We start from the raw sequence: 26347 nt of genomic DNA on the forward strand, positions 1-26347 counted from the left end.
AATGGCTTCAGTCGAGTTCCAGCACCACGACGCGCTGTCCGGCGCGTACCGCCGAGCCCGGTTGCACGCGAATCTCGCGCACCACGCCGGCCATGGGTGCAAGCAGGGGGATTTCCATCTTCATCGACTCCAGGATCACCAGCACGTCACCGGCCTCGACACGGCTGCCGGCCTCGACCCGGACCTGCCAGAGGTTGCCGGCAATGTGGCTGTCGACGCTCTGTTGACCGCTTGCCAGCGCCTCCTCTTCGGTCGCTTCCGGAGCCGGTTCCTCGCTGTCGAAATGCGCCTGGCCGCTGGCAATCCAGCGTTCGCGTTCGGCGTTGAACGCACCTTGTTGCTGCGCACGAAAAGCGCCGATGGATTCGGCTTCCAGTGCCAGAAACGCCTGGTAATCCGCCAGGTTCAACTGGCTGTGCTCGATGTTCAGGTCGAAGCGTCCGAGGGGGAAATCCCGGCGGATGCGCAGCAGTTCATCGGCGCTGACCGGGTAGAAACGGATCTGGTCGAAAAACCGCAGCAGCCACGGTTTGCCATCGAACGCGGCGACTTCGCGGTAGCGGTTCCACATCTGCAACGTACGCCCGACAAACTGATAGCCACCGGGGCCTTCCATGCCGTAGACGCACATGTAGGCGCCACCGATGCCCACCGAATTTTCTGCGGTCCAGGTGCGCGCCGGGTTGTACTTGGTGGTCACCAGGCGATGGCGCGGGTCGAGCGGGGTGGCGACCGGTGCGCCGAGGTAGACGTCGCCCAAACCCATCACCAGGTAGCTGGCGTCGAACACCGTGCGTTGCACTTCATCGAGGTTCGGCAGGTCGTTGATGCGGCGGATGAATTCCAGGTTGCTCGGGCACCACGGCGCGTCCTTGCGCACGGTGGTCATGTATTTCTCGATGGCCAATTGGCACGCCGGGTCGTCCCAGGACAGCGGCAGATGGACGATGCGCGAGGGCACCTGCAGGTCTTTGGCGGCGCACACGGCGTCCCATTCGCCGGCAATTATGCCGAGCAGATCGGACAGCGACAGTTGTTCGGGCTGATAGTGGATTTGCAGTGAGCGAATGCCCGGCGTCAGGTCGATCACACCGTGCAGGTGTTTGCTTTCCAGGGCTTGCATCAGGGCGTGGGCACGGAAGCGCAGGACCAGATTGAGTTCCGGGGCGCCGATTTCGAGCAGAAGGTGGGTATCGCCGGAAAGGCGCGCGACCAATCGTGTATCACCCTGACCGATATCCAGCACCACAGGCGACACCATCCCTTGTGGGAGCGAGCCTGCTCGCGAAAGCGGTGTGTCAGACACATCAATGTCAACCGGTATGGCCCCTTCGCGAGCAGGCTCGCTCCCACAGTGGGTATTCCATTTCTGGGCCAGTGATCGGGCGGTCTTGAGGTCGACGGGCAAGAACTGCACCTTATCCCCGGCCTTGAGCTGCCCCAGTTGCCAGAGATCCGCCTCGATCACCGTCACCGGGCACACGAACCCGCCGAGGCTCGGGCCGTCCGGGCCGAGGATGACCGGCATGTCACCGGTAAAGTCCACCGCTCCGATGGCATAGGGATTGTCGTGGATGTTCGACGGGTGCAGACCCGCCTCGCCGCCGTCGGCGCGCACCCATTCCGGTTTCGGTCCGATCAGGCGCACGCCGGTGCGGCTGGAGTTGAAATGCACTTCCCACTGCGTGGTGAAGAAGGTGCCGATGTAGTGTTCCGTGAAGTATTCCGGGGCGCCGTGGGGGCCGTAGATCACGTGAATCTGCCGAATCGCGGGCAACTCGGCGAGCTGTTCTTCAGCCAGTTGTTGACCGGCACTGCGGTCATTCAGCACCGGCAGGTGCAGCACATCACCGGCGCGCAACGCACGGCCACCGTGCCCACCAAACTGGCCGAGGGTGAAGGTGCTTTTACTGCCCAGATAATCCGGTACTTGCAGGCCGCCACGCAGGCACAGATAGCTGCGCGCGCCAGCACCGGCCATGGTGCCGAGGGTCAACGTGGCACCTGCCGGAATCCTCAGCGCGGTGTTCATCGGTACGCTTTCACCGTTGAGCAGCAATGGAATCTGCGCGCCGGTCACCGCCACCACCGCCTCGCAATTGAAGCGCAGCAACGGCCCGCTCATGGTGATTTCCAGCGCCGCCGCGCCTTCGTCATTGCCCAGTAAACGGTTGCCCAGACGCAGTGCGCGACTGTCCATCGGCCCCGAAGGCGGCACGCCGACCGCCCAGTATCCGAGGCGGCCGGGATAGTCCTGAACGCTGGTCTGGGTGCCAGCGCTGATCACCTCGAAGGTGTTGGCCTGATAGACCAGGCCTTCCAGGCAACGGGTCCACGGCTGGCCGCTGGCGAAAGGCGCATCCAGCAGAATCTGCTGCAGGTAATCGCGGTTGGTTTCCACGCCGTAGAGCAGGCTGGCGCCCAGCGCCTGATACAGATCGGCAGACGCCTCTTCACGGGTCGGCGCCCAACTGATGACCTTGGCGATCATCGGATCGAAGTACGGCGGGATCTCGCAGCCCGCCTCGACCCAGGTGTCGATGCGCAGCCGAATGCCATCGGTCACCGGGAAATCCACAGCGGTGAGCAAGCCCGGGCTGGGTTGAAAGTTGCGACCGGGATCTTCGGCATACAAGCGCGCCTGAATCGCATGCCCCACAGGTTTCAGAGCCTGCACCAGATCGCTCAGCGGTGGCAGGTCACCGGCCGCCAATTGCACCATCCAGCGCACCAGGTCGACGCCCCATACCTGTTCCGTGACGCCGTGTTCCACCTGCAAACGGGTGTTCACTTCCAGAAAGTAGAAACGCCGGGCATCGCTGTCGAAGACGAACTCCACGGTGCCGGCGCTGCGGTAATTCACCGCCTTGGCCAGTTTGATCGCCGCCGCACACAGTTCATCGGCCATGCCGTCGGGCAGGTTCGGCGCCGGGGTCTCCTCAAGGACTTTCTGGTTGCGGCGCTGCACCGAGCAGTCGCGCACGCCGAGGGCGATCACTTCACCGTGACCGTCGCCGAACACCTGCACTTCCAGGTGACGGGCACGCTGGATGTACTTTTCGATGAACACCCCGGCGTCGCTGAAATTGTTCTGGCCCAAGCGTTTGACTGCTTCGAAGGATTCGCTCAACTCGGCCGCGCTGCGGCACACGCGCATGCCGATGCCACCACCGCCGGCGGTGCTCTTGAGCATCACCGGGTAGCCGATCTGTTCACCAGCCAGCAGCGCGGCATCGAGGCTGTCGAGCAGCTCGGTGCCTTCGAGCATTGGCACGCCGTGTTGTTTGGCCAGGGCGCGCGCTGTGTGCTTGAGGCCGAACACGCGCAATTGTTCGGGCGTCGGGCCGATGAAGGCGATGTTGGCGGCCTCGCAGGCTTCGGCGAACGCGGCGTTTTCCGAGAGAAAACCGTAGCCGGGATGGATCGCGGTGGCGCCATTGTTTTTGGCGATGGCGAGGATTTTATCGACCGCCAGGTAAGTGCCGGCGGCCGCGCCTTCGCCGAGGCTGTGGGCTTCGTCGGCTTGCAGGATGTGCAGGCTGGCGGCATCGGCTTCGGAGTACACGGCAACACCCTGCACTTGCAGCTCGCGCAAGGTCCGCAGGATGCGGCAGGCAATGGCGCCACGGTTGGCAATCAGGACTTTTTCGAACATGGCAAAACCCCTGGAGGGGATGCGGGCCGTCCCGCAGTTTTTCGATGGGAGCCGGGGTCGTCCCCGGCGAAAAAACAATTCTCTAAAACACACCACCGAACACCTGTAGGAGCGAGCCTGCTCGCGATGGTCGTGAACGATTACGCGTAAAACCAGATGCCCGGCGGTGGCTCCGGGTTTTTCGCGAGCGAGCTCGCTCCTACAGGGGGTGGTGGTGTTCCTGAGGTTTTAGGCACTGCCCGGAACGGGCCTGGCACAAGGCAAACAACCAGCGGCGCAATCCCGGGAATTTCAGTTCCATACCAGCAGCTCCGCAGGGGTGGGGTTGTAGGCGTTGCACGGGTTGTTCAGTTGCGGGCAGTTGGAGATCAGCACGATCACGTCCATCTCGGCCCGCAGGTCGACGTACTTGCCCGGTGCCGAGAGGCCGTCTTCGAAGGTCAGGCCGCCGTCGGCGGTGACCGGTACGTTCATGAAGAAGTTGATGTTCGGCCCGATGTCGCCCTTGCCCAGGCGGCCATCGTGAACACAGGCGCGCAGGTAGTTGTCGCGGCAGCTGTGCATGTAGCGTTTCTCCAACGCATAGCGCACGGTGTTGCTCTCTTGCGCACAGGCGCCGCCGAGGGTGTCGTGGCGCCCGCAAGTGTCGGCGACGATGGTCAGCATCGGCTTGCCGAGGTTGGAATACAGCACGCTGCCCGTGCTCAGGTACACGCTGTTCTGCCGGCGCAGGGTACGTTGCACGTCGTAGCGTTCCTTGGGATTGGCGACGCTGTAGAACAAGGTGTCGACAGCCTGGTTGCCCTCAAGATCGAGGATGCGCAGGGTCTGGCCGGCCTTGACCTCCATCAGCCAGGGTTCGCCGGCGGGGATGGTGACGCGATAGACGGCCGTTTCAGGCGACTGTGGAGCGGTGGCGATTGCGAGTGACATGGCAGCGATCCTCAGGCGAACAGGCGGTCGGTGTTGATGAAGCCGCGCTCGTTTTCCGGGCGTGAGGTGCGGCAGTGTTCGGCGACGCTGGCGTCGGCGTTCATCCAGCTGAGCTTCAGCGGTTTCGGTGCGTATTCCGGCGCCGGGTCCATCGGGTGCTGCAGGGCGGTGAGCATCACCAGGGTGTCCATCGGCGCGTACAGCTCGATGTAGTCGCCGGCCCTGGAGTTGCCCTCGACAAAGTGAAAACGGCCGGTGTCATCGACGTTCACGCGGCTGAACAGGTTGAGGGTCATCAGCAGGTCGGACAGGCCCAGCCCCCACTTGCCCAGTTCCACCAACAGGTTGTCGGTACCGTTGCGGAAGAAGCCGTTGCGCAGTTCCTGGTAGCGGCCCACGCCGTACTTTTGCGCCACTTCTTCAGCGCAGAGCACACCGCCCAGGCTGTCGCTCCAGCCGCAGGTGTCGGCGGTGATGGCGGCCAGCACGCGGCCCATGTCCGAATACAGGCAATGGCCGGCGGTGAGCCTGGCGGTGTGTTGGCACTTGAGGCTGTCGGGCAGGTTCAGGCGTTCGGTTTTTTCATTGGCGTTGAGCAACGTCAGGCTGACGTTGGCGCCGCCGCGCAAGTCGGTCAGGCGCAGCAATTGGCCGCGCTTGAGCACGAAGGAACGATGGCCGCCGCCAGGCAGCATTTCTTCGGCGAAGGGCGGGAACAGTTGGGTCGAATCAGTCATGGGCAAAACCCTCTCAAGTGGTTCGAAGTGAGCCCGCCAGCTGCACTGGCAAGGCGTCGACGGCGGCACGGCTGGTGCGGCGGTCGCTGTTCAATGGGATGTCGTAGGTGATGCGAGCGCCATAGGCACCGGGGGCGTGCGGGTCGAGGCGGACCTTGTCGAACACCAGCAGCCGTGTGCCAAGGCTGAAACCTTCGGACAGGTCATGGGTGACCATGAACACCGTCAGTCGGGTCTCGCGCCACAGCTCCAGCAACAGGGCGTGCATGTCTTTGCGGATGCCCGGATCAAGGGCGCCGAACGGTTCGTCGAGCAGCAACACGCGCGGCTTCATGATCAGCGCCTGGGCAATGGCCAGCCGTTGTTGCATGCCACCGGAGAGCTGCGCCGGGTACTTGTCCAGCGAGTGACCGAGGCCGACTTTTCGCAGCAACTGCGATGCCTGCTCACGGGCCTCTTTTTTAGCACCGCCGAACAGGCGTCCGAGCAACGGCGAGCGGGACAGTTCGAGGCCGAGGGCAACGTTGTCCAGCACGCTCAGGTGCGGGAACACCGAGTAGCGCTGGAACACCACGCCACGGCTGGCATCCGGCTCACCGGCCAAGGGCTGACCGTCGAGCAGGATCTCGCCGCGACTGGCGCGCTCCTGGCCGAGCAGCAGGCGCAGGAAGGTCGATTTGCCGCAACCGGATGCCCCCACGAGCGTGCAGAACTCACCCTCGTCGACATTCAGGTTCAGACCTTCGAGCACCACTTGATCGGCGTATTGCTGCCAGACGTTTTTAACGGTGATGAAGCTCATTTGGCGGCCCCTTGGTGCCAGGGGAACGCACGCAGGGTGAGGTGTTCGAGGCCCCAATCCATCAGCCAGGCAAGCAGGGTGATCCACACCACGTACGGCAGGATCACGTCCATTGCCAGGTAGCGGCGCACCAGGAAAATCCGGTAGCCAAGGCCGTCGGTAGAGGCGATGGCCTCGGCGGCGATCAGGAACAGCCACGCCGAGCCGAGCATCAGCCGCAGCGAGATCAACAACCGTGGCAACAATTGCGGCAGCACCACCCGCAGCATCAAGGTCCAGGTGGAAGCGCCGAGGGTCTGGGCCTTGATCAGCAGCTCCACGGGGATTTCCCGGGCGCGCTGTTCCAGGTCCCGGGCCAGGGCCGGGGTGATGCCGATGACGATCAGCATCACTTTCGACAATTCCCCCAGGCCGAAGACGATGAACAGGATCGGCAGGATCGCCAGCGGCGGCACCATCGACAGCACTGTCAGCAAGGGGGACAACGGCGCACCGAACAGCGGCAGGGTACCGGCGGCGATGCCCAGGCACAGCCCGGCCAGGGCACTGATGCCCAGGCCGATGGCCAGGCGTTGCAGGCTGGACGCGGTGTCTTGCCAGAGCAGGTATTGGCCGGTACGGGTGTCGGCCACGAACGCCAGGCGTTTCACCGCGTCGGTCATCTGCACGGCGCTGGGCAGCAGTTTGTCGTTGGGGTTGTCCATCAGTCGCTCGGCCGAGCCCATGAAGTAGGCGAACAGCACCAGGGCGAACGGCAGGATCACCAACAGCAGGCGACTCGGACGGTCCGGGTGACGGTTGATCAGGCGCATGGCCAGTTCTCCTGATTACAGCTTGGCGTCGGCGGCCATCTGCACGTAGCTCGGGTCGAAGCGCAGCTTGAGGTTGCCTTTGTCGCCGCTGGTCACGCCGTTGGCGAAGGCCATGCCGACCGCGCTGGTGTCCTTGGCGCCATCACCCAGCAGGCGGTGCTGGAAGGAGAACTCGGCGACCTTGCGCATGGTCTCCGGCAGTTGCTTGCTGGTGCTGAACGCCAGGGCCTCCTTGGGCGTGGCGAACAATCGGGTGGTGTCCAGTTGCGCCTGGAAACCCGCCAGGTCAGTGCCCGAAGCCTTGGCCATGTGTTCCAGCGCGGCTTTGCTGGCTGCGTTTTTCTTGTTCATCAACTCGACGACTTCGAACCAGGCACCGGTCAGCGTTTTGCCCAGGGCCGGGTTGTCTTTGAGGGTGGCGCTATTGACCACCATCATGTCCATGATTTCGCCGGGGATCTGGCTGGAGTTGAACACTTCGCTCACCCCGGGCTTGGCCTTGATGTCCGAGAGCATCGGGTTCCAGGTGGTGACGGCATTGACCTGATCGGTGTTGAAGGCCGCCGAGATATCGGCGTCGGAGGTGTTGACCACTTTCAGGTCTTTCTCGGTGAGGTCCACCGAATCCAGCGCCCGGGCCAGCAGGTAATGGGAGACCGACAGCTCCACCAGGTTGACGTCCATGCCCTTGAGGTCGATGACTTTCTTGCCTTCGCCCTTGAGTACGATGCCGTCGTTGCCGTTGGAGAAGTCGCTGACGATCAGCGCAGTGCTGTCGACGCCACCGGCGGCCGGAATGGTCAGCGCGTCCATGTTGGTCATGGTGCAGCCATCGAACTGGCCAGCGGTGTACTGGTTGATCGATTCGACATAGTCATTGAGCTGCACCACGTCGATCTTGATGCCGTACTTGTTCGCCCATTTGTCGACGATGCCCTGGCTGCCGGCATATTCCCATGGCATCCAGCCGGCATAGATCGTCCAGCACACGCTGAAGTGATCTTTCTGGGCAGCCTGGGACGAGACGCTCACGAGGGCTGCAAACGCAGCGGCGAAGAGGGCGGGTAAACGAAGCTGGGACATGGTGGTTCTCCAGTTGATCAAGGACGGACAGGACGGCAGCGGCACCGTTAGCGGTGGCTTGTCTCCCGGGCTTTTATCCCGCCGTGTAACCTCAACTGGAGGTCGCCAACTCTCGGACCAGTCACTCGCGATTGCGAGCCGGAACCCTAGTCAGCCATTTGCAAATTGTGGTGCCGCGAACCTGTAGTGACGCCTGCACATTTTTTTGGAACAAGTGCGCTAAAGCGAGAGGCGTGCCAAGTCGGTCCGAGCGCTCTAGCGTGGGGGGCAGGGGAGACTACGGGTTTGATTGGAGAGGCGGGCTGCCTTGCGATGGTGCGCAAGTGCACCGCATTGGAACGTATCCGCCGCTGATCCGAAGGCGGGTGCGACGTTGCACTTGGCAGGGATTTGCCAGTCAAAACAGATGTCAGCCGGACTGTGCTGGCTGCTGTCACGGGTCTTTACGGAGGCCGTCATGTTACGTCGTTTGTTGTTCGGTGCATTGCTCGGTATTGGGCTGTCTGGTTGCTACTACTACGACGGTCCTGCCGATGTTTACGCGGCCCCTTACTACTATCCCGGCTACTACTCGCCTTACTACTACGGTTACTACGGCCCACGGTATTACGGCGGCTATCGCTCCTATTACTACGGCGGGCATGGTTATTACCGTGGCCACGGCTTTCACGGTGGTGGTTATCACGGAGGTGGATATCGCGGCTATCACCACTAATCAGGGCGTGAATGGATGAAAAACCTTTCATCGGGCAGATGTTTCTACTTGTTTCAACGACGCACCAGATTCCGGATTCGATGTCTGATCTATCGACAGCCACTGAACATTTGACTGTCGCCTGCCAGCGTCGCTGGTGTGGCTTACCCGCGGTCCAGGAGGCCGCCATGCATCGCCGAATTCTATTGCTTGCTGTGTTGGGATTGTCCCTTGGTGGGTGCGAGCCTTACTACGATGAAGGAGGCAGTTACTACAGTTCCGAAGTCTATACCTCGCCTGCACCAGCCCACTACGCCGGGGGGAGTGGCTACTATTCCAATGGCTACTACACGCCGCCGCCTCGGTATTACGTGCCACCAGCGCGGTATTACCAGCCGACACCGCGCTATTACTCGCAGCCGCGGATGTATCAACCGCACTATTACCAGCCCGCTCCGCGTTACTATCAGCAGCCATACCGGGGCGATTACCGGACGCATCAGAACCATGGCTGGGACGGTCGGAGCCACAAGGGCTGGGACAATGACTCTCGCGGTCACGACAGGGGCGACCATCGCGACGGACGTGGCGATCACAACTGGCGGGGCAATCACCGCTAGTCATTCAGTCAAATACACAACCTGCAGGAGCGAGCAGGCTCGCTCCTGCAGTTGCTTTGTTCAGTACCCGGATAGATCCGCCAGCGGATGCCGACCTTCCCAGGCCTTGTGGAAATGCGCCTCTACCACCGCGTCCGGCACATTGTTGATGTCCGGCCAGTGCCAGTGCGGCTTCTGATCCTTGTCGATCAAGCGTGCGCGTACGCCTTCGCTGAACTCCGGGTGACGACAGCAGTTGAGGCTCATGGTGTATTCCATCTGAAAGACTTCGGCCAGCGACAGGTGCCGGGCACGGACAATCTGCTCCCACACCAGATGCGCGGTCAGCGGCGAGCCTTCGCTCAGGGTCCTGGCTGCACGGCTCAGCAACAGGTCGCGGTGATCGCGCAAGGCGCTGATGGCCTTCCAGGCGCAACGCACGTCGCTGACATCCAGCAACTCGTCGATCTGCTGACGGCGCGGCAGCCACTGGGCTTCGGGCATCTGTGCCACGGCTTCCTGCTGCAAGGCCTTGAGCAGGCTGTTGAGCTGCATGGGCGTCTGTTCCTGCCAATTCAATTGCAGCAGTCCGTCAAGCAGTGCCGGCAGTTGATCCTCGAGCAGGAAGCGGTCGGCCAGGTCCAGATCGATGGCATCGCGGCCGTTCATGTGCGCGCCGGTCAGGCCCAGGAACAACCCGAGCTTGCCGGGCAGGCGCGACAGGAACCAACTGCCGCCAACATCCGGGTACAGGCCGATGCTGATCTCCGGCATGGCCAACCGGCTGCTCGGCGTGACGATGCGGATGCCCGCACCTTGCAACAGTCCCATGCCACCGCCGAGCACATAGCCGTGGCCCCAGCAGATCAACGGTTTGGGGTAGGTGTGCAGTTTGAAGTCCAGGCGATATTCCGCCGCAAAAAATTGCGCGGCCAGTGGCGGTACTTCACCCGGATGGGCGCGACTGGCTTCCACCAGGCTGCGCACTTCGCCACCGGCGCAAAAAGCCTTGGCGCCATTGCCGCGCAAGAGCACGCAGACGATCTGCGGATCCTTGGCCCAGGCCTCCATGCGGTCGCGCAGGGCGTTGATCATCGGCAGGGACAGGGCGTTCAGGGTTTTTTCGGCATCCAGGCTGGCGATGCCGATGCGGGCGCCGTCGGTGCCGGTGAGCTCTTCGAAGTGCAGGTTCATCGTGACCTCGATCGGGAAATTGAGGGTTAAGTATGATCGCTGTGTGGGAAAGTGCCGGATCTGCGTCAGATCAATTGACAAGCGCGATGGGCCTTCTTAGGGTTCGCCCCATTGTTTTTGCCGGATGTAACCATGACTGCTGACGACCGTATCAAACTCGAACCGAGCTGGAAGGAGGCACTGCGTGCCGAATTCGACCAGCCCTACATGGCAGAGTTGCGAAACTTCCTGCAACAGGAGCAGGCGGCGGGTAAGGAGATCTATCCGCCGGGGCCGATGATCTTCAACGCGCTCAATTCCACGCCGCTGAACAAGGTCAAAGTGGTGATCCTCGGTCAGGACCCCTATCACGGCCCGGGTCAGGCCCATGGTTTGTGCTTCTCGGTGCAACCGGGCGTGCCGGCGCCACCGTCGCTGGTGAACATCTACAAAGAACTCAAGCGCGACCTGAACATCGACATCCCCAACCACGGCTACCTGCAGAGCTGGGCCGATCAGGGTGTGCTGATGCTCAACACCACGATGACCGTTGAGCGCGCCAACGCCAATGCGCACAAGGACAAGGGCTGGCAGTTTTTCACCGATCGCATCATTGAAGTGGTCAGCCAGCAGCAGCCACACCTGGTATTCATGCTGTGGGGCGCCCATGCCCAGAGCAAGCAGAAGCTGATCGATGCGACCAAGCATCTGGTGCTGACCTCGGTGCACCCGTCACCGCTGTCGGCCTATCGTGGCTTCCTCGGTTGCGGGCACTTCAGCCGGACCAACAAGTTTCTGGAACAGAATGGCGAGACGCCGATCGAGTGGCGGTTGCCGAACCTCTGAAGAAGCTTCGCGAGCACGCTCGCTCCCACAAGGAACACGCGAACCCTGTGGGAGCGAGCCTGCTCGCGAAGGGCTCGACTCGGTCCATCAGACTGAATCCGGGTCCCGGTTCCAGTACTTGAACAACGGCTCCGCCAGAAACAGCACAAACAGCAACCGCATCACCTGCATCGCCGTCACCAGCGGTACTGACAGTTGCAAGGTTTCCGCGGTCAGGCTCATCTCGGCAATGCCGCCTGGCATCATGCCCAGGGTCAGCGAGCGCAGATCCAGGTGGGTCAGGGCACTCAAGCCCAACGCAGCCGCCGTTGCAATCAACATGGTCAACACCGTGCCGATCAGGGTACGGCCCATGAACGAGGGTGCGCGGCGGAAAAACTGCCGGTTGAAGTGACAACCCAGACCGCTGCCGATCAACCATTGGCCGATCTGGCTACCGCCATTGGGCAGGCCGATGTGCAGGTCCCAGCCGATGCTGACGGCCGCACTGACCAGCAACGGCCCGAACAGCCAGGGGTTGGGTTGACGCAGGCGTTCCCAGATCCAGGCCGCCAATGCGCCCACCGGGAACAGCAGGGCCAGCCAGCGCCAGTCCACAGCGGTGGCATGTAACACCGGGGCACCATCGCCCAGTAAATACTTGAAAGCCGCCGGCACGCAGAGCACCACCACCAGCACCCGCAAACTCTGCCCCGCCGCCACACGGCTGAGCACCGCGCCATTGCGGGCGCCGAGATTGACCATCTCCCCGGAACCGCCGGGCATGCTGGAAAAGAACGCCGTGGCGCGGTCTTCACCGGTGCGGCGCATCAGCCATACGCCGACCACCGCCGACAGGCTGGTGACCAGCGCACCGAAGAAGATCAGGCCGAAATGACTCAGCACCTGCTCCATCACCAGCGGGGTGAAGTGCAGGCCAATGCCGATACCGACGATCCACTGGCCGCACTTGCGGCCGCCAGGGATTTCGGCCAATTGCCAGGGTGTCAGGCAGCGCACGAGGATGATCGCCAGCAACGAGCCGACCATCCACGGCAAAGGCCAGCCGACCTGGCTGGCGAGGTAACCGCCAAGCAGGCCGACCAGCGGGGTTCCCCACCAGGTTTTGAAGGGTGTTCGATCAGACATCGGCGATAACGCGTCGTGCAACCGAACGTTTACGCCACATGCGCACGATCGGCACCAGAAGCATGACCATGATCAAGCCCCAGACACCGACGGTGATGCCGCTCGACCAGAGGATGTCCAGCGAACCGTTGGAGATCGACAGCGCCCGGCGCAGGTTCTGCTCCATCAAGCCACCGAGGATGAAGCCCAGCAGTACCGGCGACAACGGGAAATCCAGCTTGCGCAGGATGTAGCCGAAGATGCCGATGCCGATCATCAGGAACAGGTCGAACGTGGTGGCATGCACCGCGTACACGCCGATAGCGGTGATGATCGCGATCATCGGCACCAGCGCCCAGTTCGGCACCGCGAGGATCTTGGTGAAGATGCGGATCATCGGGATGTTGAGGATCACCAGCATGATGTTGGCGATGAACAACGAAGCGATCAGGCCCCAGACGATGTCCGGTTGCTGCTGGAACAGCAGCGGGCCCGGCGTGATGTTGTACAGCGACAGTGCGCCGATCATCACGGCGGTGGTGCCTGAACCTGGAACGCCGAGGGTCAGCATCGGCACCAGCGCGCCGCAGGCTTCAGCGCCGATGGCGGTTTCCGGTGCAGCCAGGCCACGTTTGTCGCCTTGTCCGAATTTTCCGCTTGGGCCGGCAATGCGTTTCTCGGTCATGTAGGCCACGGCGCTGGCCAACGTCGCACCGGCCCCCGGCAGTACGCCCATGATGAAGCCGAGCACACCGCAACGCATGTTCACCCAGAACACCGAGGCGGCTTCCTTGAAGTTGAACAGCATCCGCCCGGTCGCCTGGAAGGCTTCCTGGCCACGGTGGGTTTTTTCCAGCAGCAACAGGATTTCGCTGATGGAGAACAGGCCCAGCACCAACACCACGAATTGAATGCCGTCGGTGAGGTGGATGTTGTCGCCGGTGAAACGGTACACACCGCTGTTGGCATCGATGCCGACGGTGGACAGGAACAGCCCGATCAGCGCCGCGATGAATGTCTTCAGCGGTCGATCCCCGGCCATGCCGCCGAGGCAGACAATCGCAAACACCATCAGCACGAAGTATTCCGCCGGACCGAAGGCAATCGCCCATTTCGCCAGTATCGGTGCGAACACCACCATGCCGCAGGTCGCAATGAAGGCGCCGATGAACGAACTCCAGGCTGACAGCGACAGCGCGACACCTGCCAAACCTTGACGGGCCATCGGGTAGCCGTCGAGGGTGGTCATTACGGTCGAAGCTTCGCCCGGGATGTTCAGCAGGATCGAGCTGATCCGGCCGCCGTATTCACAGCCCAGATACACCGCCGCCAACAGGATCAATGCCGACTCTGGCGGCAGGCCCAGGGCGAAGGCGATCGGAATCAGCAGCGCCACGCCATTGATCGGGCCCAGTCCCGGTAGCAGGCCGACGACCGTACCGATCAGCGTGCCGCTGAGTGCGGTCACCAGGTTGTAAGGGGTCAGTGCGACGCCGAAGCCGTGACTCAAATAACCAAGCGTATCCATATCAGTTCTCCAGAACGTCGAGCAGGCCCAGAGGCAGTGGCACGTCCATGACTTTGTCGAACAGCAGGTACAGGCCGACGCTCATCAGGCTGATGATCACCGCGCCCGGCAGCCAGCGCCCGCCGTACAGGCGCGCCATGGGAATGCCAATCAGCATGCTGCTGAGGATGAAACCCAGCGGTTCGAACAGCCCGGCGAAGACCAGCAGCAACAGCACGCAAACACCGATCTTGTTCAGGGTTTCGCGATCCATCGGTGGATCTTCCTCGGTGTGTTTGATGGGCGAGGGGCGATACACCATGTACACCAGCGCCAGGCCCATCAGCCCCAGCATCAGCAGGGGGAAGGCGCGCGGGCCGATCGGTTCGTAGGAAAAAGGTGCCTGGTAGGGCCAGGCCATCGCCACCAGGCTGAGGCAGGCCAGCAACAGCACCGAAGCAAAAATGCGTTGTAAGAGCATGAGGAACTCCTGTGCTGCGACCCCGCCGAGCGGAGTCGCAGCCGCTAGACAGAGACGATCACTGGATCAGGCCGAACTCTTTGGCCAGCACTTTGTAGTCCGCGACCTGCTTCTTCACGTAGGTATCCAGCTCCGGGCCGGTCATGGCGAACGGGAAGAGCTCGCGCTGATCGCGCAGCTTGGCGAAGTCTTCGGAGGCCAGCAGTTTGTCGAAGGCAGCTTTCCACCAGGCGTAGTCTTCATCGCTGACTTTTGGCCCGAGGTAGAAACCGCGCACCACTGGCCAGACGATGTCATAGCCTTGTTCGCGGGCCGTCGGGATGTTTTTCATTTCCGGCTCGTCCAGACGCTTGTCGGAGAACACCGCCAGCAGGCGCATGTCACCGCTGAGGATGTGCGGCATGGAGTCGGAGATGTCGGTGCTGCCGACCTGGATGTGGCCACCGAGCAGGGCGGTGGCAATTTCACCGCCGCCTTCGAGGGCCACGTAGCGCAGGTCGCGAGGGTTGATCCCGGCGGCCTTGGCGATCAGTGCGGTTTGCATCCAGTCCTGGCTGCCGACGGTGCCGCCGGAACCGATCACCACTTTGCTCGGATCTTTCTTCAGAGCCTGCACCAGATCGTCGAGGGTCTTGTAGGGCGAATCGCTTTTCACCGCGATGGCGCCATAGCTGGTGCCGACGGCGGCCAGCCAGCGCACGTTGCTTTCATCGAAACGCCCGAACTTGCCTTGGGCCAGGTTCAACAGCGAGCCGCTGGACCAGGCCACCAGGGTGCCGGCATCGGCCGGACGCTGGGCGACCACCGCGTTGTACGCTACCGCGCCGACACCGCCGGGCATGTAGGTCACGCGCATCGGTTTGGTCAGCAGTTTTTCGTTGATCAGCGCGCTTTGCGCCAGTTTGCAGGTCAGGTCGAAGCCACCGCCGGGCGAGGCCGGGGCGATGCATTCAGGGCGTTTTGGTTCGGCGAGCGCCTGGCCGGTGAACAGCAGGACGCTGGCGGCGAGGGCAATCTTACGCATTGACAGGTTCATTCAAGTCTCCTTGGGAGTTGTTGTTATGGACGTACTGAATTACCAAAGGGCAACGCTATAGCTCACCAGCAGACGCACTTCATCGGCATCGCGAGCGGAGTAGTTGGAGCGGTAGGTGGCATTGCGCAGGCGCACGGCGACATCCTTGAGCGCGCCGCTTTGTACTACATATTTGATCTCGCTGTTACGTTCCCATTCCTTGCCTTCGTCACCGTTCTTGAGCTTGATGTTGTCACCGCTCACGTAACGGCTCATGAAGCTCAGACCGGGGACACCGAGGGTGACGAAGTCGAAGTCATAACGCGCTTGCCAGGAGTGCTCTTGGGCACCGGCAAAGTCGTTGATCTGCACGAAGTTCACCAGGTACGGGTCGGTGCCATCCACATACGGGAACGCGCTGTCGCCGGACATGTGCTGGTAGCCCGCGCTGAACTTGTGCCCGCTCAGGGCGTAACTCACCAGACCGTTGAGGGACTTGTTGTCGATCTTGCCGCCACGGGCTTCGCCCTGGTCATCACTGATGGCAAACCGCAGGTCGCTGGCGAAGGTGCCGGGGCCGAACGGCTGCGAGGCAACCAGCCCGAGATAGTGCTGGTTGTAGACTTCATCGAGCTGCGCGAAGTGGTAGCTGCCGGTGATTTTGTCGGTGAACTTGTAGTCCACGCCGCCAAAGTCGAAGTGCTCGCCGGCCACCGTTCCGGCGAAGCGGCTGTTCTTGTTGTTGAGGGCGACGTCCTCGAAGTCGGTGCTGTCGCGATCCTTGGCCTTGTCCAGGCGCCCGCCGGTGAAGGTCAGGTTCTTGATCTCCTTGGAGGTCAGCATGCCGCCTTCAAAGGTCTGCGGCAGGATGCGCCCGTCGTTGGGCTTGAGGATCGGCAGTTCCGGGATCAGGCTGCCGATTTTCAGCTCGCTGGCGGAGATTTTCACTTTGCCGGTCAGGCCGAGCTTGGAGTATTCGTCCGCCGCGCGCCCGTCGTCATGGGTTGGCAGCAGCCCGGTACCGGTGCGGTCCGGGCTCGAATCGAGCTTGACTCCCATCATGCCCAATGCATCGACACCGAACCCCACGGTGCCGTCGGTGTAGCCTGATTTCAGATTGAGCATGAAACCCTGGGCCCACTCGTCGCGCTTGGATTGTTGGGCACTGGTACCGTCGCGAAAATCGCGATTGAAGTACATGTTGCGGGTTTCGAAAGTGGCCGAGCTGTCTTCGAAGAATGCGGCGTGGCTCAAAGGTGAAAAACCGGCAAGGGCGGCAGCGCTGGCAAGCGCAGTGTGGCTGAAACGGGAGAGGCGGGCAGGCGCGATAGCCTGGGTCTGCAAGGACTGCATGGATGACTTACTCCGTTTATTGTTCTTATTTGTCGAAAACGCTTCGAGGCGTTTTTCGTAACGCTGTGTGGCCGCAGCGACGGCAGTCGAAACTGTCCGTGGCTGGACTGTAACGGGCTAACCTTTCGCCAGGCTTTCAGCTGACTTTCACGGTTTTCAGGCTTCACAGCGGCGGTTGCGGCTGTAAACTCCGCGCCAGAGAATGGCGTCGACCATCCCTGAATGAGGTAAAGATCCATGCGTGTCCTGCTCGTCGAAGACCATTTGCAGCTCGCCGAAAGTGTCGCTCAGGCGCTCAAGGCCACCGGGTTGACCGTGGACGTCCTGCACGATGGCGTGGCGGCCGACCTGGCGCTGGGCAGCGAGGAATACGCCATGGCGATCCTCGACGTCGGCTTGCCGCGCATGGATGGTTTCGAAGTGCTGGCGCGCCTGCGGGCACGGGGCAAGAACCTGCCGGTGCTGATGCTGACCGCCCGCAGCGACGTCAAGGACCGGGTCCACGGCCTCAATCTTGGCGCCGACGACTACCTGGCCAAGCCGTTCGAACTGACCGAACTCGAAGCCCGGGTCAAAGCCTTGTTGCGCCGCAGTGTGCTGGGCGGTGAGCGCGTTCAGCGCTGCGGAGTGCTGGCCTATGACCTGGAAACCCGGCGTTTCACCCTCGGCGAAGAATTGCTGACCCTGACCTCCCGCGAGCAAGCCGTACTCGAAGCCCTGATCGCGCGCCCCGGTCGGGTGATGAGCAAGGAGCAGTTGGCGTCGCAAGTGTTCGGTCTCGATGAGGAGGCCAGCCCCGATGCGATTGAAATCTACGTGCACCGCTTGCGCAAGAAACTCGATGGCCAGCCGGTCGCCATCGTGACGTTCCGGGGCCTCGGTTACTTGCTGGAAAGCCGCGATGCATAAGCCCAGCAGCCTGCGCTGGCGGTTGCTGTGGAACCTGGCGCTGTTGCTGGTGGTGTTGATGCTGGCCAGTGGGCTGAGTGCCTACTGGAACGGTCGTGAAGCCGCCGACACCGCCTACGACCGGACCCTGCTGGCCTCGGCGCGGACCATCGCCGCCGGCGTCTCCCAGCGCGACGGCAGCCTGAGCGCCGACGTGCCCTACGTGGCCCTCGATACGTTTGCCTACGACAGTGCCGGGCGAATTTTCTACCTGGTCAACGACATCAATCAGAAGCTGATTTCCGGTTACGAAAACCTGCCGGCGCCTCCGCCGGGAACGCCGCGCACCGATGACTATCCGGCGCTGGCACGCTTCTACAATGCGCAGTACCGCGGGCAGAACGTGCGCGTGGTGAGCCTGCTCAAGCCGGTGAGCGAGCCGAACATGAACGGCATGGCGGAAATTCGCGTGGCGGAAACCGATGAAGCGCGTGTCAGCATGGCCCGCAGCCTGGCGGCGGATACGTTGCTGCGCCTGGGCATGCTGGCAATGGGTGCGTTGATGCTGGTGTGGTTCGCGGTGAGTGCTGCGTTGCGCCCGCTGGAGCGCTTGCGCACGGCGGTGGAAGAGCGCCAGCCGGACGATCTGCGTCCTTTGCCGTTAGTGGAAGTGCAGCGCGAATTGTGGCCACTGGTGCGGGCACTCAATCACTTTACCGAGCGCTTGCGCGGCCAGTTCGAGAAACAGGCGCAATTCATTGCCGACGCCGCCCACGAACTGCGCACGCCATTGGCAGCGCTCAAGGCGCGACTGGAGCTGGGCATGCGCTCGGCCGAGCCCGATACCTGGCGCAGCACGCTGGAGACCGCCGCCCAGGGCACCGATCGCTTGACCCATCTGGCCAATCAGTTGCTGTCCCTGGCACGGGTCGAAAATGGCGCCCGGGCGATTGCCGAGGGCGGCGCGCAGTTACTCGACCTGAGTCAGTTGGCTCGGGAGCTGGGCATGGCCATGGCACCCTTGGCCCACAAGCGTGGCATCGCGCTGGCGCTGGAAGCGGATGAACCCGTCTGGTTGCGGGGCGAGCCGACGCTATTGAACGAACTGCTGAGCAATCTGGTGGATAACGCCCTGGCTCACACACCGCCAGGTGGCAACGTGATTCTGCGCGTCTCGGCGCCCGCTGTGCTGGAAGTCGAGGATGACGGGCCGGGTATCCCTCTTGAAGAGCGCGATCGGGTGTTCGAGCGGTTTTACCGACGCAATCAGCAGGTGGCCGGTTCCGGTTTGGGCTTGGCGATTGTTGGCGAGATCTGTCGCGCACACCTGGCACAGATCAGCCTGCATGATGGAGAGCACGCAGGGTTGAAGGTGCGGGTGAGTTTTGTTGCTGGGGAGTGATGCCGCGCCTGTTCAGGCCTCTTCGCGAGCAGGCTCGCTTGTATGTTTAGACTTGAAGGGGTGGGCGGGACTAAAAGCTCGATTCCGACTCTAGCCAGTACGGACCGTGGGAGACTTCTCGTTCCGCCCTTTCTACCTAAAGCGCCGATAAGGAATTCATCGGTTAATACCGACGATAGAGGCAAGCCAGCGCTACGGTAGACCCCGACAAGCACTTAAACCCTAGCTCCGAGGATTCGTCATGACAATCCTTACCTCGCCAACGGTGGTTGGTGTCGATGTGGCCAAGGCAGAAATCGTCGTTTACCGCGAAGATCTGAAAATCACTCAGTTCATCAACAACGATCGCACAGCTATTGGGCGCTGGCTCAAATCCCTGCCGGCGCAAAGCTCGATTGCCTTGGAAGCCACCAGTCTCTACCACCTGGATACCGCTGAACTGGCCCATGGCATGGGGCACCGAGTTTATGTTGTGGACCCTTATCGGGTGAGCCACTACCGCGAAAGCATTGGCCAGCGAGCAAAAACCGACCCCTGTGATGCGCGTTTGCTGGCACGTTACCTGACCAGTGAGCAGGATCGGCTTCGCATCTGGAATCCACCTCCGAAGCTCTACACCGTGTTGAAAAGCCTCCTCAACAAACGTGCAGAACTGATGAAAGCCCGGGTTAGCATCATGCTGAGTTGGTCGAGTGAGCCCCTTCTCAAAGACCTTCTGGCCCAAGAGCTGGAGCACTTCAAACAGACTGATCAGGCTATTCAGAAATTGCTGCGCAAAGCCAGCCAAGAGGCCGGGATCACCGAAAACATCAGGCGTTGTCAAGCGATTGAAGGGATTGGCGAACTCACGGCCACCGGTCTGGCAGCCACTTTTATGCGTGGTCAATTCGCCAGTGCCGATGCGTTTATTGCCTTTTTGGGAATGGACCTGAGGCCGAAGGACTCAGGAAAGAAGCACAGTCCGCGCCACTTGAGCAAAAAAGGCGATGGGGAGCTGCGGCGTCTTGCGCACAATGCAGCAATGGCGGCTTGCCGGTCTCCCGTCTGGAAACCGCTCTATGAGTCTTACTTGGCAAGAGGCCTGGCCAGAACTCAGGCTCTGGTCATCCTCGCCCGCAAGCTCTGTCGGGTGGCATTCGCCCTCATGAAAAATCAGAGCGAATACCAGCCAAATTTAAAGCAACAGGGTTCCCCTGCAACATAGAATCTCCCACATTGAAATGAGTTGTTCGCTACTGTGGGAGCGAGCCTGCTCGCGAAGGGAGCAGCGCGGTTTTGGATCAGTAAAACATCGTGCGTGTTTCTTCCAGATCGGCGCACATAGCCGCATCGTCAAAATCGATTCCAAGCACCCTGAAGGCCGGTACATCCAACGCATCGGTGCGGGCCAGCGGATGATCGGTGTCCTGGAGGCAGTACAGGCTAGCCACCTGCACCAGATCCACATAGTCGACCTGTGAAGACTGGCGTTTGAAGTTCAGGTATAGACGCGGCACTTGCACCAGCATGTCGGGAAATTCCCAGACCCTGAGCAGCTTTTCGCCGATCAGCGGATGAATCTGGTCGATGACATGGTTGAGGCTGACCGGGTCGGACAGCAGCTCATAGTGATCTTCGGCGTAAGTCAGGATCGGCAGCACGCCGATCTGATGCACCAGCCCGCCGAGGGCCGCCTGATCGGGTTTGAGGCGGGTGTAGCGGCGGCACAAGGCGTAGCTGACACCGGCGATTTCCAGGCTTTTACGCCAGACATCGCGCATCTTCTGTTCCACCACCTCGGACCGGGCATGGAAAATCTGCTCCATGACCAGGCCGATCGCCAGATTGCAGCTGTAGTTGATGCCCAGGCGGGTGATCGCGGTATGCAGATCGGTCACTTCCTGGGTCGCGCGCAACAGTGGGCTGTTGACCACTTTGATCAGGCGTGCCGACAGCGCGGTATCACGGCCAATCACTTTGCTCAGGGTACTGACGCTGACTTCCGGGTTCTCGGCGGCCTTGCGAATTTGCAGGGCCACTTCCGGTAACGTTGGCAGAACCAGGTCATCGTTATTGATGGCCTCAACCAAATCCTGTTGGACCTTTTCCGCCAGCTCGCTCATTTAGTCTCTCTAGGTGTCGCGCCAAGTGCTGCCGTTATTGCTGGATTTCGCGATCGCGGTCCAGTTCATAAGGCAGGTCGAGCAGCTGCAAGGACGGCCCTTCGAGCGCGCCCAGGTGGATGTCTCCACTCTCTGCTGCTTCGGCTTGCAACACCGCCAGGAGTTCGATGTTCTGCCCGGCGCGGGCAGCCAGCACCACTTCGCCGATGGAACTGCCGTGGGTCGGGGAAAACAGCGGGGTACCCGGTTCAGGCTGCTCGCTGGCAGCCAGTTGCAGGCGATACAGGCGTCGCTTGAGCTTGCCCAGGTACTGCATCCGCGCAACGATTTCCTGCCCGGTGTAGCAACCTTTCTTGAAACTCACGCCGCCGACCGCTTGCAGGTTGAGCATCTGCGGGATGAACAACTCGCGGGTGCCGGGCATGACCTGGCCGATCCCTGCACGGACCTGGCCCAGCAGCCACTGGTTCAGATCGCCTTCGCTCAGTACAACCGACAGCTTGCCTTTGACTGCATCGGCCTGACCGGCGGCCACCCACAACTCGGCGCGTTCCGGCGAGACGCGGATGGCGATCAGTCCATCGCTGCGCACGACGCTGTCGGTTGTTGCCGGCAGGTCAAGGCCGAGGCTGATCAGTGCAGCATCGCCATGGTCAACGCCGAAGCGGACCCAGGCGGCACTTTCGTCGGTCAGTTTCGATTTGGAGAACACCGCGTATTTTTTCAGGTCCGCCAGTTGCGGTTCGAGCAATTCGCTGGCCATGGCCAGGACGACGCCGTCACCTTCGAGCAGGATGCGGAAACTCGATTGCATCCGGCCTTTTTGCGTGCAACGCGCACCGAGGCTGGCCCGGGAATCGCTCAGGTAGTTGAGATTGCAGGTCAGTTGGCCTTGCAGGAATTTGCTGGCGTCCGCGCCGCGGACCGCGAGAACACCTTCATGAGAAAGCGTGCAGAAAAAAGCAGAATCGGCCATGGGTCATCGCAGGGTAAAGAGTCTGGTGGACATCATAAGGGGGCGCCTTCGAAATGGGTAGTTCACAAAGGATCGTCGGTGCCGACCAAAGCCGACTGTTCGACGGGGCGCGGGCCTGTATACTTGCGGCCTATTTGAGGAGCGCTCCATGGTCGAAGATGTTGAACTGAACCGCCTCTTTTGGCACAGCCGCCGCGGCATGCTTGAGCTTGACGTGTTGCTGGTGCCGTTCACGAAAGAGGTTTACGCAACGCTCAACGAGGTGGATCGCGCGTTGTACGTCCGACTGCTGACGTGTGAGGATCAGGACATGTTCGGCTGGTTCATGGAGCGCAGCGAATCCGAAGATCCCGAACTGCAGCGCATGGTTCGCATGATCCTGGATCGTGTCCAGCCCAAGTAACGGGTTCGAATGCCGCTGGCATGCCTCACGGCAGTTGCTGGCGGCGTATCTCCTGGCCCAGCTGTTCGCGTTGGGCTCGTTGTGTCTACTGTCGATTCCGCTCTGGGCCAGCTCGCTCGGCGTCGTGCTGTGCGTGGCTCACGGAGCCTGGCTGTTGCCCCGGCAGATCCTGTTGACGCACCCGCAGGCTTTTTGCGGTTTGCGGCGCGATGCCGATGGCTGGCAATTGTGGAGTCGGGCCAAGGGCTGGCAGCCCGTGCAACTAAGGCCGGACAGCCTCGCACTGCCGTTGGTGGTGGTACTGCGTTTTCGTCTGCGTGGCGAGCACCGGGTCAGGGCCATTTGCGTGCCCCGGGATGCGCAGGCGGCGGATGTGCACCGACGCCTGCGGGTGCGGCTCAAATTCAGCCGACGTAGGTGGGCGGCACCAGAATAGTGTCCAGCGCGACCGGCAACATGTCCGGGTAGTCGAGGGTGTAATGCAGGCCACGGCTTTCCTTGCGCTCCATGGCTGACAGAATCATCAGCTCGGCCACTTGGGCCAGGTTGCGCAGCTCGATCAGATCCCGGCTGACCTTGTAGTTGCTGTAGAACTCGTCGATTTCATCCAGCAACAGCTGCACACGGTGTTGTGCCCGTTGCAGACGCTTGTTGGTGCGCACGATGCCGACGTAGTCCCACATGAACCGCCGCAGTTCATCCCAGTTGTGCGCAATGATCACGTCCTCATCGGAATCGGTGACCTGGCTCGCATCCCAGGCGGGAAGGGGCGCGGGCATCGGAACCCGGGGCAACTGTTCGATAATGTCCGCAGCCGCCGAACGGGCATAAACGAAACATTCCAGCAGCGAGTTGCTGGCCATGCGGTTGGCGCCGTGCAGGCCGGTGAAACTGGTTTCGCCAATGGCGTACAGTCCCGGCACATCGGTGCGGCCCTGTTGATCGACCATCACGCCGCCGCAGGTATAGTGCGCCGCCGGGACCACCGGAATCGCTTGTCTGGTGATGTCGATGGAAAATTCCAGGCAGCGTTCGTACACCGTCGGGAAGTGCGTCTTGATGAAGGCTTCGGGCTTGTGGCTGATGTCCAGATAGACGCAATCGACGCCCAGGCGCTTCATTTCATGGTCGATGGCCCGGGCGACGATGTCCCGAGGCGCCAGCTCCGCCCGTGGATCGAAGCGCTGCATGAAGCGCTCGCCGTTGGGCAGCTTCAGGTGGGCACCTTCGCCCCGCAGGGCTTCGGTGATCAGGAAACTCTTGGCTTGCGGGTGATACAGGCAAGTGGGGTGGAACTGATTGAATTCCAGGTTCGCCACCCGGCAGCCCGAACGCCAGGCCATGGCGATGCCATCGCCGCAGGCGCCATCAGGGTTGCTGGTGTACAGGTAAACCTTGGCCGCTCCACCCGAGGCGAGGATCACGAAACGGGCACCATAGGTATCGACTTCGCCGGTGCCGCGATTGAGCACGTAAGCACCGAGGCAGCGATCACCTTCGAGCCCCAGGCGTTTCTCCGTGATCAGGTCAACCGCAACCCGCTGTTCCAGCAGTTCGATGTTCGGTCTTTTCCTGGCCTGGTCGAGCAGGGTGGTGAAAATGGCCGCGCCCGTGGCATCGGCGGCGTGGATGATACGCCGATGGCTGTGACCGCCCTCGCGGGTCAGGTGGAACTCGAACCCGCCATCTTCGTTGCTCGAGTGTTCATCGCGGGTAAAGGGCACGCCCTGATCGATCAGCCATTGAATCGCCTCCTTGCTGTGCTCGACGGTAAAGCGCACGGCGTCCTCATGGCACAGGCCGCCGCCGGCATTGAGCGTGTCATCGACATGGGATTCAACGGTATCGGTGTCATCCAGCACGGCAGCAACGCCGCCCTGGGCCCAGAAAGTCGAGCCATTGGCGAGGTTGCCCTTGCTCAGAACGGCAATGCGCAAATGACCGGGCAAGGTCAGCGCAAGGCTCAAGCCGGCAGCACCGCTGCCAATTACCAGAACATCGTGTTGAAACTGTTGGCTCATTTCAGGATTCCGCTCAAAGCGACCCGGATCGGGGGTGGCGCAGCCGGACTGGCGAGTCAAACCGGCCGTACAGCCCACTAGTATATAGAGGGGGGGAGCGGCACAATACCCGAGCCAGCATGGCATTGTGAAACTACTGTGACGCAAAACATCGGTCGCTTCGTCGGATGTTTTTCTGCCCGTTGGGCGCGAGAATGACTGTATCGCCGATTTAACAGTCATTTTCGCTTCACGGTTGCACAATGTCGATTCGGCGCAGCTATAAATATTTGGAACTTTTGCCAAAGGGCCAAGATCAATAGACGGTTGCCTGAAACAAGGGACAGCGTCGGCTTCAGTGAGGAATTGCGCTTCGATCCTTGCCGAAGAATCCGATGACAAGATTATTCGCGCAGCCGGGTCAACTCGCGCTGCGCTTTTCGTGCGTGCCAAATCAGAGCCCGCAGGAAACTTGCCTGGAGGGGGAGAACTTTTGCGAAAAGCCCGAGTCTATGTTTGCAAGTCTGGACGTTTAGTTCTGCAAGCCTCCTCCGAGCTCATCGAGGAGTGTTCATGCTAACCCAGGAAGAGGATCAGCAACTGGTCGAACGCGTTCAGCGCGGCGACAAGCGTGCTTTCGATCTGCTAGTGCTGAAATACCAGCACAAAATTCTCGGGTTGATCGTGCGTTTTGTGCACGACACCCATGAAGCCCAGGATGTGGCACAAGAAGCCTTTATCAAGGCATACCGTGCACTTGGAAATTTTCGCGGAGACAGCGCGTTTTATACGTGGCTTTACCGCATCGCCATCAACACGGCGAAAAACTATCTGGTTTCACGCGGCCGTCGGCCGCCGGATAGCGATGTCAGTTCCGAGGATGCAGAGTTCTACGATGGCGATCATGGCCTCAAGGATCTCGAGTCGCCAGAACGGGCTTTGCTGAGGGATGAGATCGAAGGCACCGTCCATCGAACCATTCAGCAACTGCCGGAAGATTTGCGTACGGCGTTAACTTTACGTGAGTTTGATGGTCTGAGTTACGAGGACATTGCGAGCGTCATGCAGTGTCCGGTAGGCACCGTGCGCTCCCGGATCTTCCGCGCCCGGGAGGCCATCGACAAAGCCCTGCAGCCGTTGTTGCAGGAAAACTAAAGACAGCGGCGACAGCCAAGAGAGGAACGCCATGAGTCGTGAAGCCCTGCAGGAATCGCTGTCCGCAGTGATGGATAACGAAGCGGACGAATTGGAATTGCGTCGGGTATTGAATGCCTGCGACGATGTTGAAACCCGTGATACCTGGGCTCGTTATCAGATCGCTCGGGCAGTGATGCACAAGGATCTGCTGCTTCCACGTCTGGACATCGCTGCGGCTGTTTCTGCTGCCCTGGCTGACGAAGCCGTACCGGCAAAAGCTTCCCGCGGTCCATGGCGCAGCCTGGGTCGTCTGGCGGTCGCGGCTTCCGTGACCCTGGCGGTGCTGGCCGGTGTGCGTCTGTACAACCAGGATGAGATCGCCGGTGTCGAACTGGCCCAGCAATCCAGTCAACCGGCACTGGCCGTTCCTCAAGTTAAAGGCCCTGCTGTCCTGGCCGGCTACAATGAGAGTTCGGAAGCCACCGGCCCAATGGCCAGCGGCGTTTTGCAAGGTCAGCCAGGCTGGCACGATCAGCGTCTGCCAGGCTACTTGCGCCAACATGCACAACAGGCTGCACTGAAAGGTACTGAGAGCGCGTTGCCTTACGCTCGCGCCGCAAGCCTGGAAAACCGTTAAGGAGG

Annotated in this window: 25 protein-coding genes and 1 riboswitch; of the genes, 10 read left to right on the forward strand and 15 right to left on the reverse strand. The window is 61.4% G+C overall.

Features of this window, described 5'->3' with window-relative positions:
- Positions 1 to 7: 7 nt before the first annotated feature.
- The 6 genes from uca to ACEN8E_RS06405 all read right to left on the reverse strand — a co-directional run bounded on the left by uca (position 8) and on the right by ACEN8E_RS06405 (position 8022).
- Positions 8 to 3655, reverse strand: a complete 3648-nt coding sequence (gene uca / locus ACEN8E_RS06380; RefSeq protein WP_495591886.1) for an urea carboxylase — start codon at positions 3653 to 3655, stop codon at positions 8 to 10.
- A gap of 291 nt (positions 3656 to 3946) precedes the next feature.
- Positions 3947 to 4588, reverse strand: a complete 642-nt coding sequence (locus tag ACEN8E_RS06385; RefSeq protein WP_495591887.1) for an urea amidolyase associated protein UAAP2 — start codon at positions 4586 to 4588, stop codon at positions 3947 to 3949.
- An 11-nt stretch (positions 4589 to 4599) separates the two neighbouring features.
- Positions 4600 to 5325 carry an urea amidolyase associated protein UAAP1 gene (locus ACEN8E_RS06390; protein ID WP_495591888.1) on the reverse strand — a complete coding sequence of 242 codons (726 nt, stop codon included), beginning with the start codon at positions 5323 to 5325 and terminating at the stop codon, positions 4600 to 4602.
- Positions 5326 to 5338: 13 nt separating this feature from the next.
- On the reverse strand, positions 5339 to 6127 hold the full coding sequence (locus tag ACEN8E_RS06395; RefSeq protein WP_495591889.1) for an ABC transporter ATP-binding protein: 789 nt from the start codon (positions 6125 to 6127) through the stop codon (positions 5339 to 5341).
- Positions 6124 to 6939, reverse strand: coding sequence for an ABC transporter permease (locus tag ACEN8E_RS06400; protein ID WP_495591890.1), 816 nt, complete (start codon positions 6937 to 6939; stop codon positions 6124 to 6126). The genes ACEN8E_RS06395 and ACEN8E_RS06400 overlap by 4 nt, the downstream gene beginning before the upstream one ends.
- Before the next feature lie 15 nt (positions 6940 to 6954).
- Entirely contained in the window at positions 6955 to 8022 is a 1068-nt protein-coding gene (locus tag ACEN8E_RS06405; RefSeq protein WP_495591891.1) for a putative urea ABC transporter substrate-binding protein, read from the reverse strand.
- Between the two features lie 60 nt (positions 8023 to 8082).
- A riboswitch (guanidine-I (ykkC/yxkD leader) is annotated at positions 8083 to 8183 on the reverse strand.
- A gap of 296 nt (positions 8184 to 8479) precedes the next feature.
- Here ACEN8E_RS06405 and ACEN8E_RS06410 point away from each other — a divergent pair.
- Both ACEN8E_RS06410 and ACEN8E_RS06415 read left to right on the forward strand, forming a co-directional pair.
- Positions 8480 to 8737 carry a hypothetical protein gene (locus ACEN8E_RS06410; protein ID WP_495591892.1) on the forward strand — a complete coding sequence of 86 codons (258 nt, stop codon included), beginning with the start codon at positions 8480 to 8482 and terminating at the stop codon, positions 8735 to 8737.
- 167 nt (positions 8738 to 8904) lie between these two features.
- A complete protein-coding gene (locus tag ACEN8E_RS06415) occupies positions 8905 to 9336 on the forward strand; it encodes a hypothetical protein (protein WP_495591893.1) in 432 nt (143 codons plus the stop codon).
- 60 nt (positions 9337 to 9396) lie between these two features.
- Here ACEN8E_RS06415 and dspII read toward each other — a convergent pair whose 3' ends face one another.
- The gene (dspII, locus tag ACEN8E_RS06420; RefSeq protein ID WP_495591894.1) at positions 9397 to 10509 is read right to left on the reverse strand and encodes an enoyl-CoA hydratase/isomerase DspII; all 1113 of its coding nucleotides are present in this window, start codon (positions 10507 to 10509) and stop codon (positions 9397 to 9399) included.
- Between the two features lie 132 nt (positions 10510 to 10641).
- Between dspII and ung the strand changes: the two genes are divergently transcribed.
- On the forward strand, positions 10642 to 11334 hold the full coding sequence (gene ung, locus ACEN8E_RS06425) for a uracil-DNA glycosylase (RefSeq protein WP_495591895.1): 693 nt from the start codon (positions 10642 to 10644) through the stop codon (positions 11332 to 11334).
- Between the two features lie 87 nt (positions 11335 to 11421).
- Here ung and ACEN8E_RS06430 read toward each other — a convergent pair whose 3' ends face one another.
- The 5 genes from ACEN8E_RS06430 to ACEN8E_RS06450 are packed head-to-tail and all read right to left on the reverse strand — an operon-like array spanning position 11422 to position 16797.
- Positions 11422 to 12462: an AbrB family transcriptional regulator gene (locus tag ACEN8E_RS06430; protein ID WP_495591896.1), complete on the reverse strand. Its 1041-nt coding sequence runs from the start codon at positions 12460 to 12462 to the stop codon at positions 11422 to 11424.
- The gene (locus tag ACEN8E_RS06435) at positions 12455 to 13969 is read right to left on the reverse strand and encodes a tripartite tricarboxylate transporter permease (protein WP_495591897.1); all 1515 of its coding nucleotides are present in this window, start codon (positions 13967 to 13969) and stop codon (positions 12455 to 12457) included. The genes ACEN8E_RS06430 and ACEN8E_RS06435 overlap by 8 nt, the downstream gene beginning before the upstream one ends.
- Before the next feature lies 1 nt (position 13970).
- The gene (locus tag ACEN8E_RS06440) at positions 13971 to 14429 is read right to left on the reverse strand and encodes a tripartite tricarboxylate transporter TctB family protein (RefSeq protein WP_096513009.1); all 459 of its coding nucleotides are present in this window, start codon (positions 14427 to 14429) and stop codon (positions 13971 to 13973) included.
- Positions 14430 to 14487: 58 nt separating this feature from the next.
- Entirely contained in the window at positions 14488 to 15465 is a 978-nt protein-coding gene (locus ACEN8E_RS06445; RefSeq protein WP_096513008.1) for a Bug family tripartite tricarboxylate transporter substrate binding protein, read from the reverse strand.
- A gap of 39 nt (positions 15466 to 15504) precedes the next feature.
- Complete coding sequence (locus tag ACEN8E_RS06450; protein ID WP_495591898.1) at positions 15505 to 16797, reverse strand: OprD family porin; 1293 nt, start codon at positions 16795 to 16797, stop codon at positions 15505 to 15507.
- Positions 16798 to 17034: 237 nt separating this feature from the next.
- Here ACEN8E_RS06450 and ACEN8E_RS06455 point away from each other — a divergent pair, with 237 nt between their 5' ends.
- The 3 genes from ACEN8E_RS06455 (at position 17035) to ACEN8E_RS06465 (ending at position 20291) form a co-directional block, all read left to right on the forward strand.
- Positions 17035 to 17706, forward strand: coding sequence for a response regulator (locus ACEN8E_RS06455; protein ID WP_495591899.1), 672 nt, complete (start codon positions 17035 to 17037; stop codon positions 17704 to 17706).
- Complete coding sequence (locus tag ACEN8E_RS06460; RefSeq protein ID WP_495591900.1) at positions 17699 to 19087, forward strand: sensor histidine kinase N-terminal domain-containing protein; 1389 nt, start codon at positions 17699 to 17701, stop codon at positions 19085 to 19087. Before ACEN8E_RS06455 ends, ACEN8E_RS06460 begins: the two co-directional genes overlap by 8 nt.
- Positions 19088 to 19328: 241 nt before the next feature.
- Positions 19329 to 20291, forward strand: coding sequence for an IS110 family transposase (locus ACEN8E_RS06465; RefSeq protein WP_495589339.1), 963 nt, complete (start codon positions 19329 to 19331; stop codon positions 20289 to 20291).
- 76 nt (positions 20292 to 20367) lie between these two features.
- Here ACEN8E_RS06465 and ACEN8E_RS06470 read toward each other — a convergent pair whose 3' ends face one another.
- Together ACEN8E_RS06470 and ygfZ are read right to left on the reverse strand one after the other, a co-directional pair.
- Positions 20368 to 21189, reverse strand: a complete 822-nt coding sequence (locus ACEN8E_RS06470; protein ID WP_495591901.1) for an HDOD domain-containing protein — start codon at positions 21187 to 21189, stop codon at positions 20368 to 20370.
- A 34-nt stretch (positions 21190 to 21223) separates the two neighbouring features.
- Positions 21224 to 22165, reverse strand: coding sequence for a CAF17-like 4Fe-4S cluster assembly/insertion protein YgfZ (ygfZ, locus tag ACEN8E_RS06475; protein ID WP_495591902.1), 942 nt, complete (start codon positions 22163 to 22165; stop codon positions 21224 to 21226).
- Positions 22166 to 22313: 148 nt separating this feature from the next.
- On the opposite strand from ygfZ, the gene ACEN8E_RS06480 reads away from it, so the two are divergent.
- Both ACEN8E_RS06480 and ACEN8E_RS06485 read left to right on the forward strand, forming a co-directional pair.
- Positions 22314 to 22568: an FAD assembly factor SdhE gene (locus ACEN8E_RS06480; RefSeq protein WP_007979797.1), complete on the forward strand. Its 255-nt coding sequence runs from the start codon at positions 22314 to 22316 to the stop codon at positions 22566 to 22568.
- The gene (locus tag ACEN8E_RS06485) at positions 22552 to 23004 is read left to right on the forward strand and encodes a protein YgfX (protein ID WP_495591903.1); all 453 of its coding nucleotides are present in this window, start codon (positions 22552 to 22554) and stop codon (positions 23002 to 23004) included. The genes ACEN8E_RS06480 and ACEN8E_RS06485 overlap by 17 nt, the downstream gene beginning before the upstream one ends.
- Here ACEN8E_RS06485 and nadB read toward each other — a convergent pair.
- On the reverse strand, positions 22973 to 24589 hold the full coding sequence (gene nadB, locus ACEN8E_RS06490; RefSeq protein WP_495591904.1) for an L-aspartate oxidase: 1617 nt from the start codon (positions 24587 to 24589) through the stop codon (positions 22973 to 22975). The genes ACEN8E_RS06485 and nadB overlap by 32 nt on opposite strands.
- A 552-nt stretch (positions 24590 to 25141) precedes the next feature.
- On the opposite strand from nadB, the gene rpoE reads away from it, so the two are divergent.
- Entirely contained in the window at positions 25142 to 25723 is a 582-nt protein-coding gene (gene rpoE, locus ACEN8E_RS06495) for an RNA polymerase sigma factor RpoE/AlgU (RefSeq protein ID WP_003172477.1), read from the forward strand.
- A 31-nt stretch (positions 25724 to 25754) separates the two neighbouring features.
- Positions 25755 to 26342, forward strand: coding sequence for a sigma-E factor negative regulatory protein (locus tag ACEN8E_RS06500; protein WP_111280216.1), 588 nt, complete (start codon positions 25755 to 25757; stop codon positions 26340 to 26342).
- Positions 26343 to 26347: the final 5 nt, after the last annotated feature.

It is taken from the genome of Pseudomonas sp. Pseusp9 (assembly GCF_059491265.1).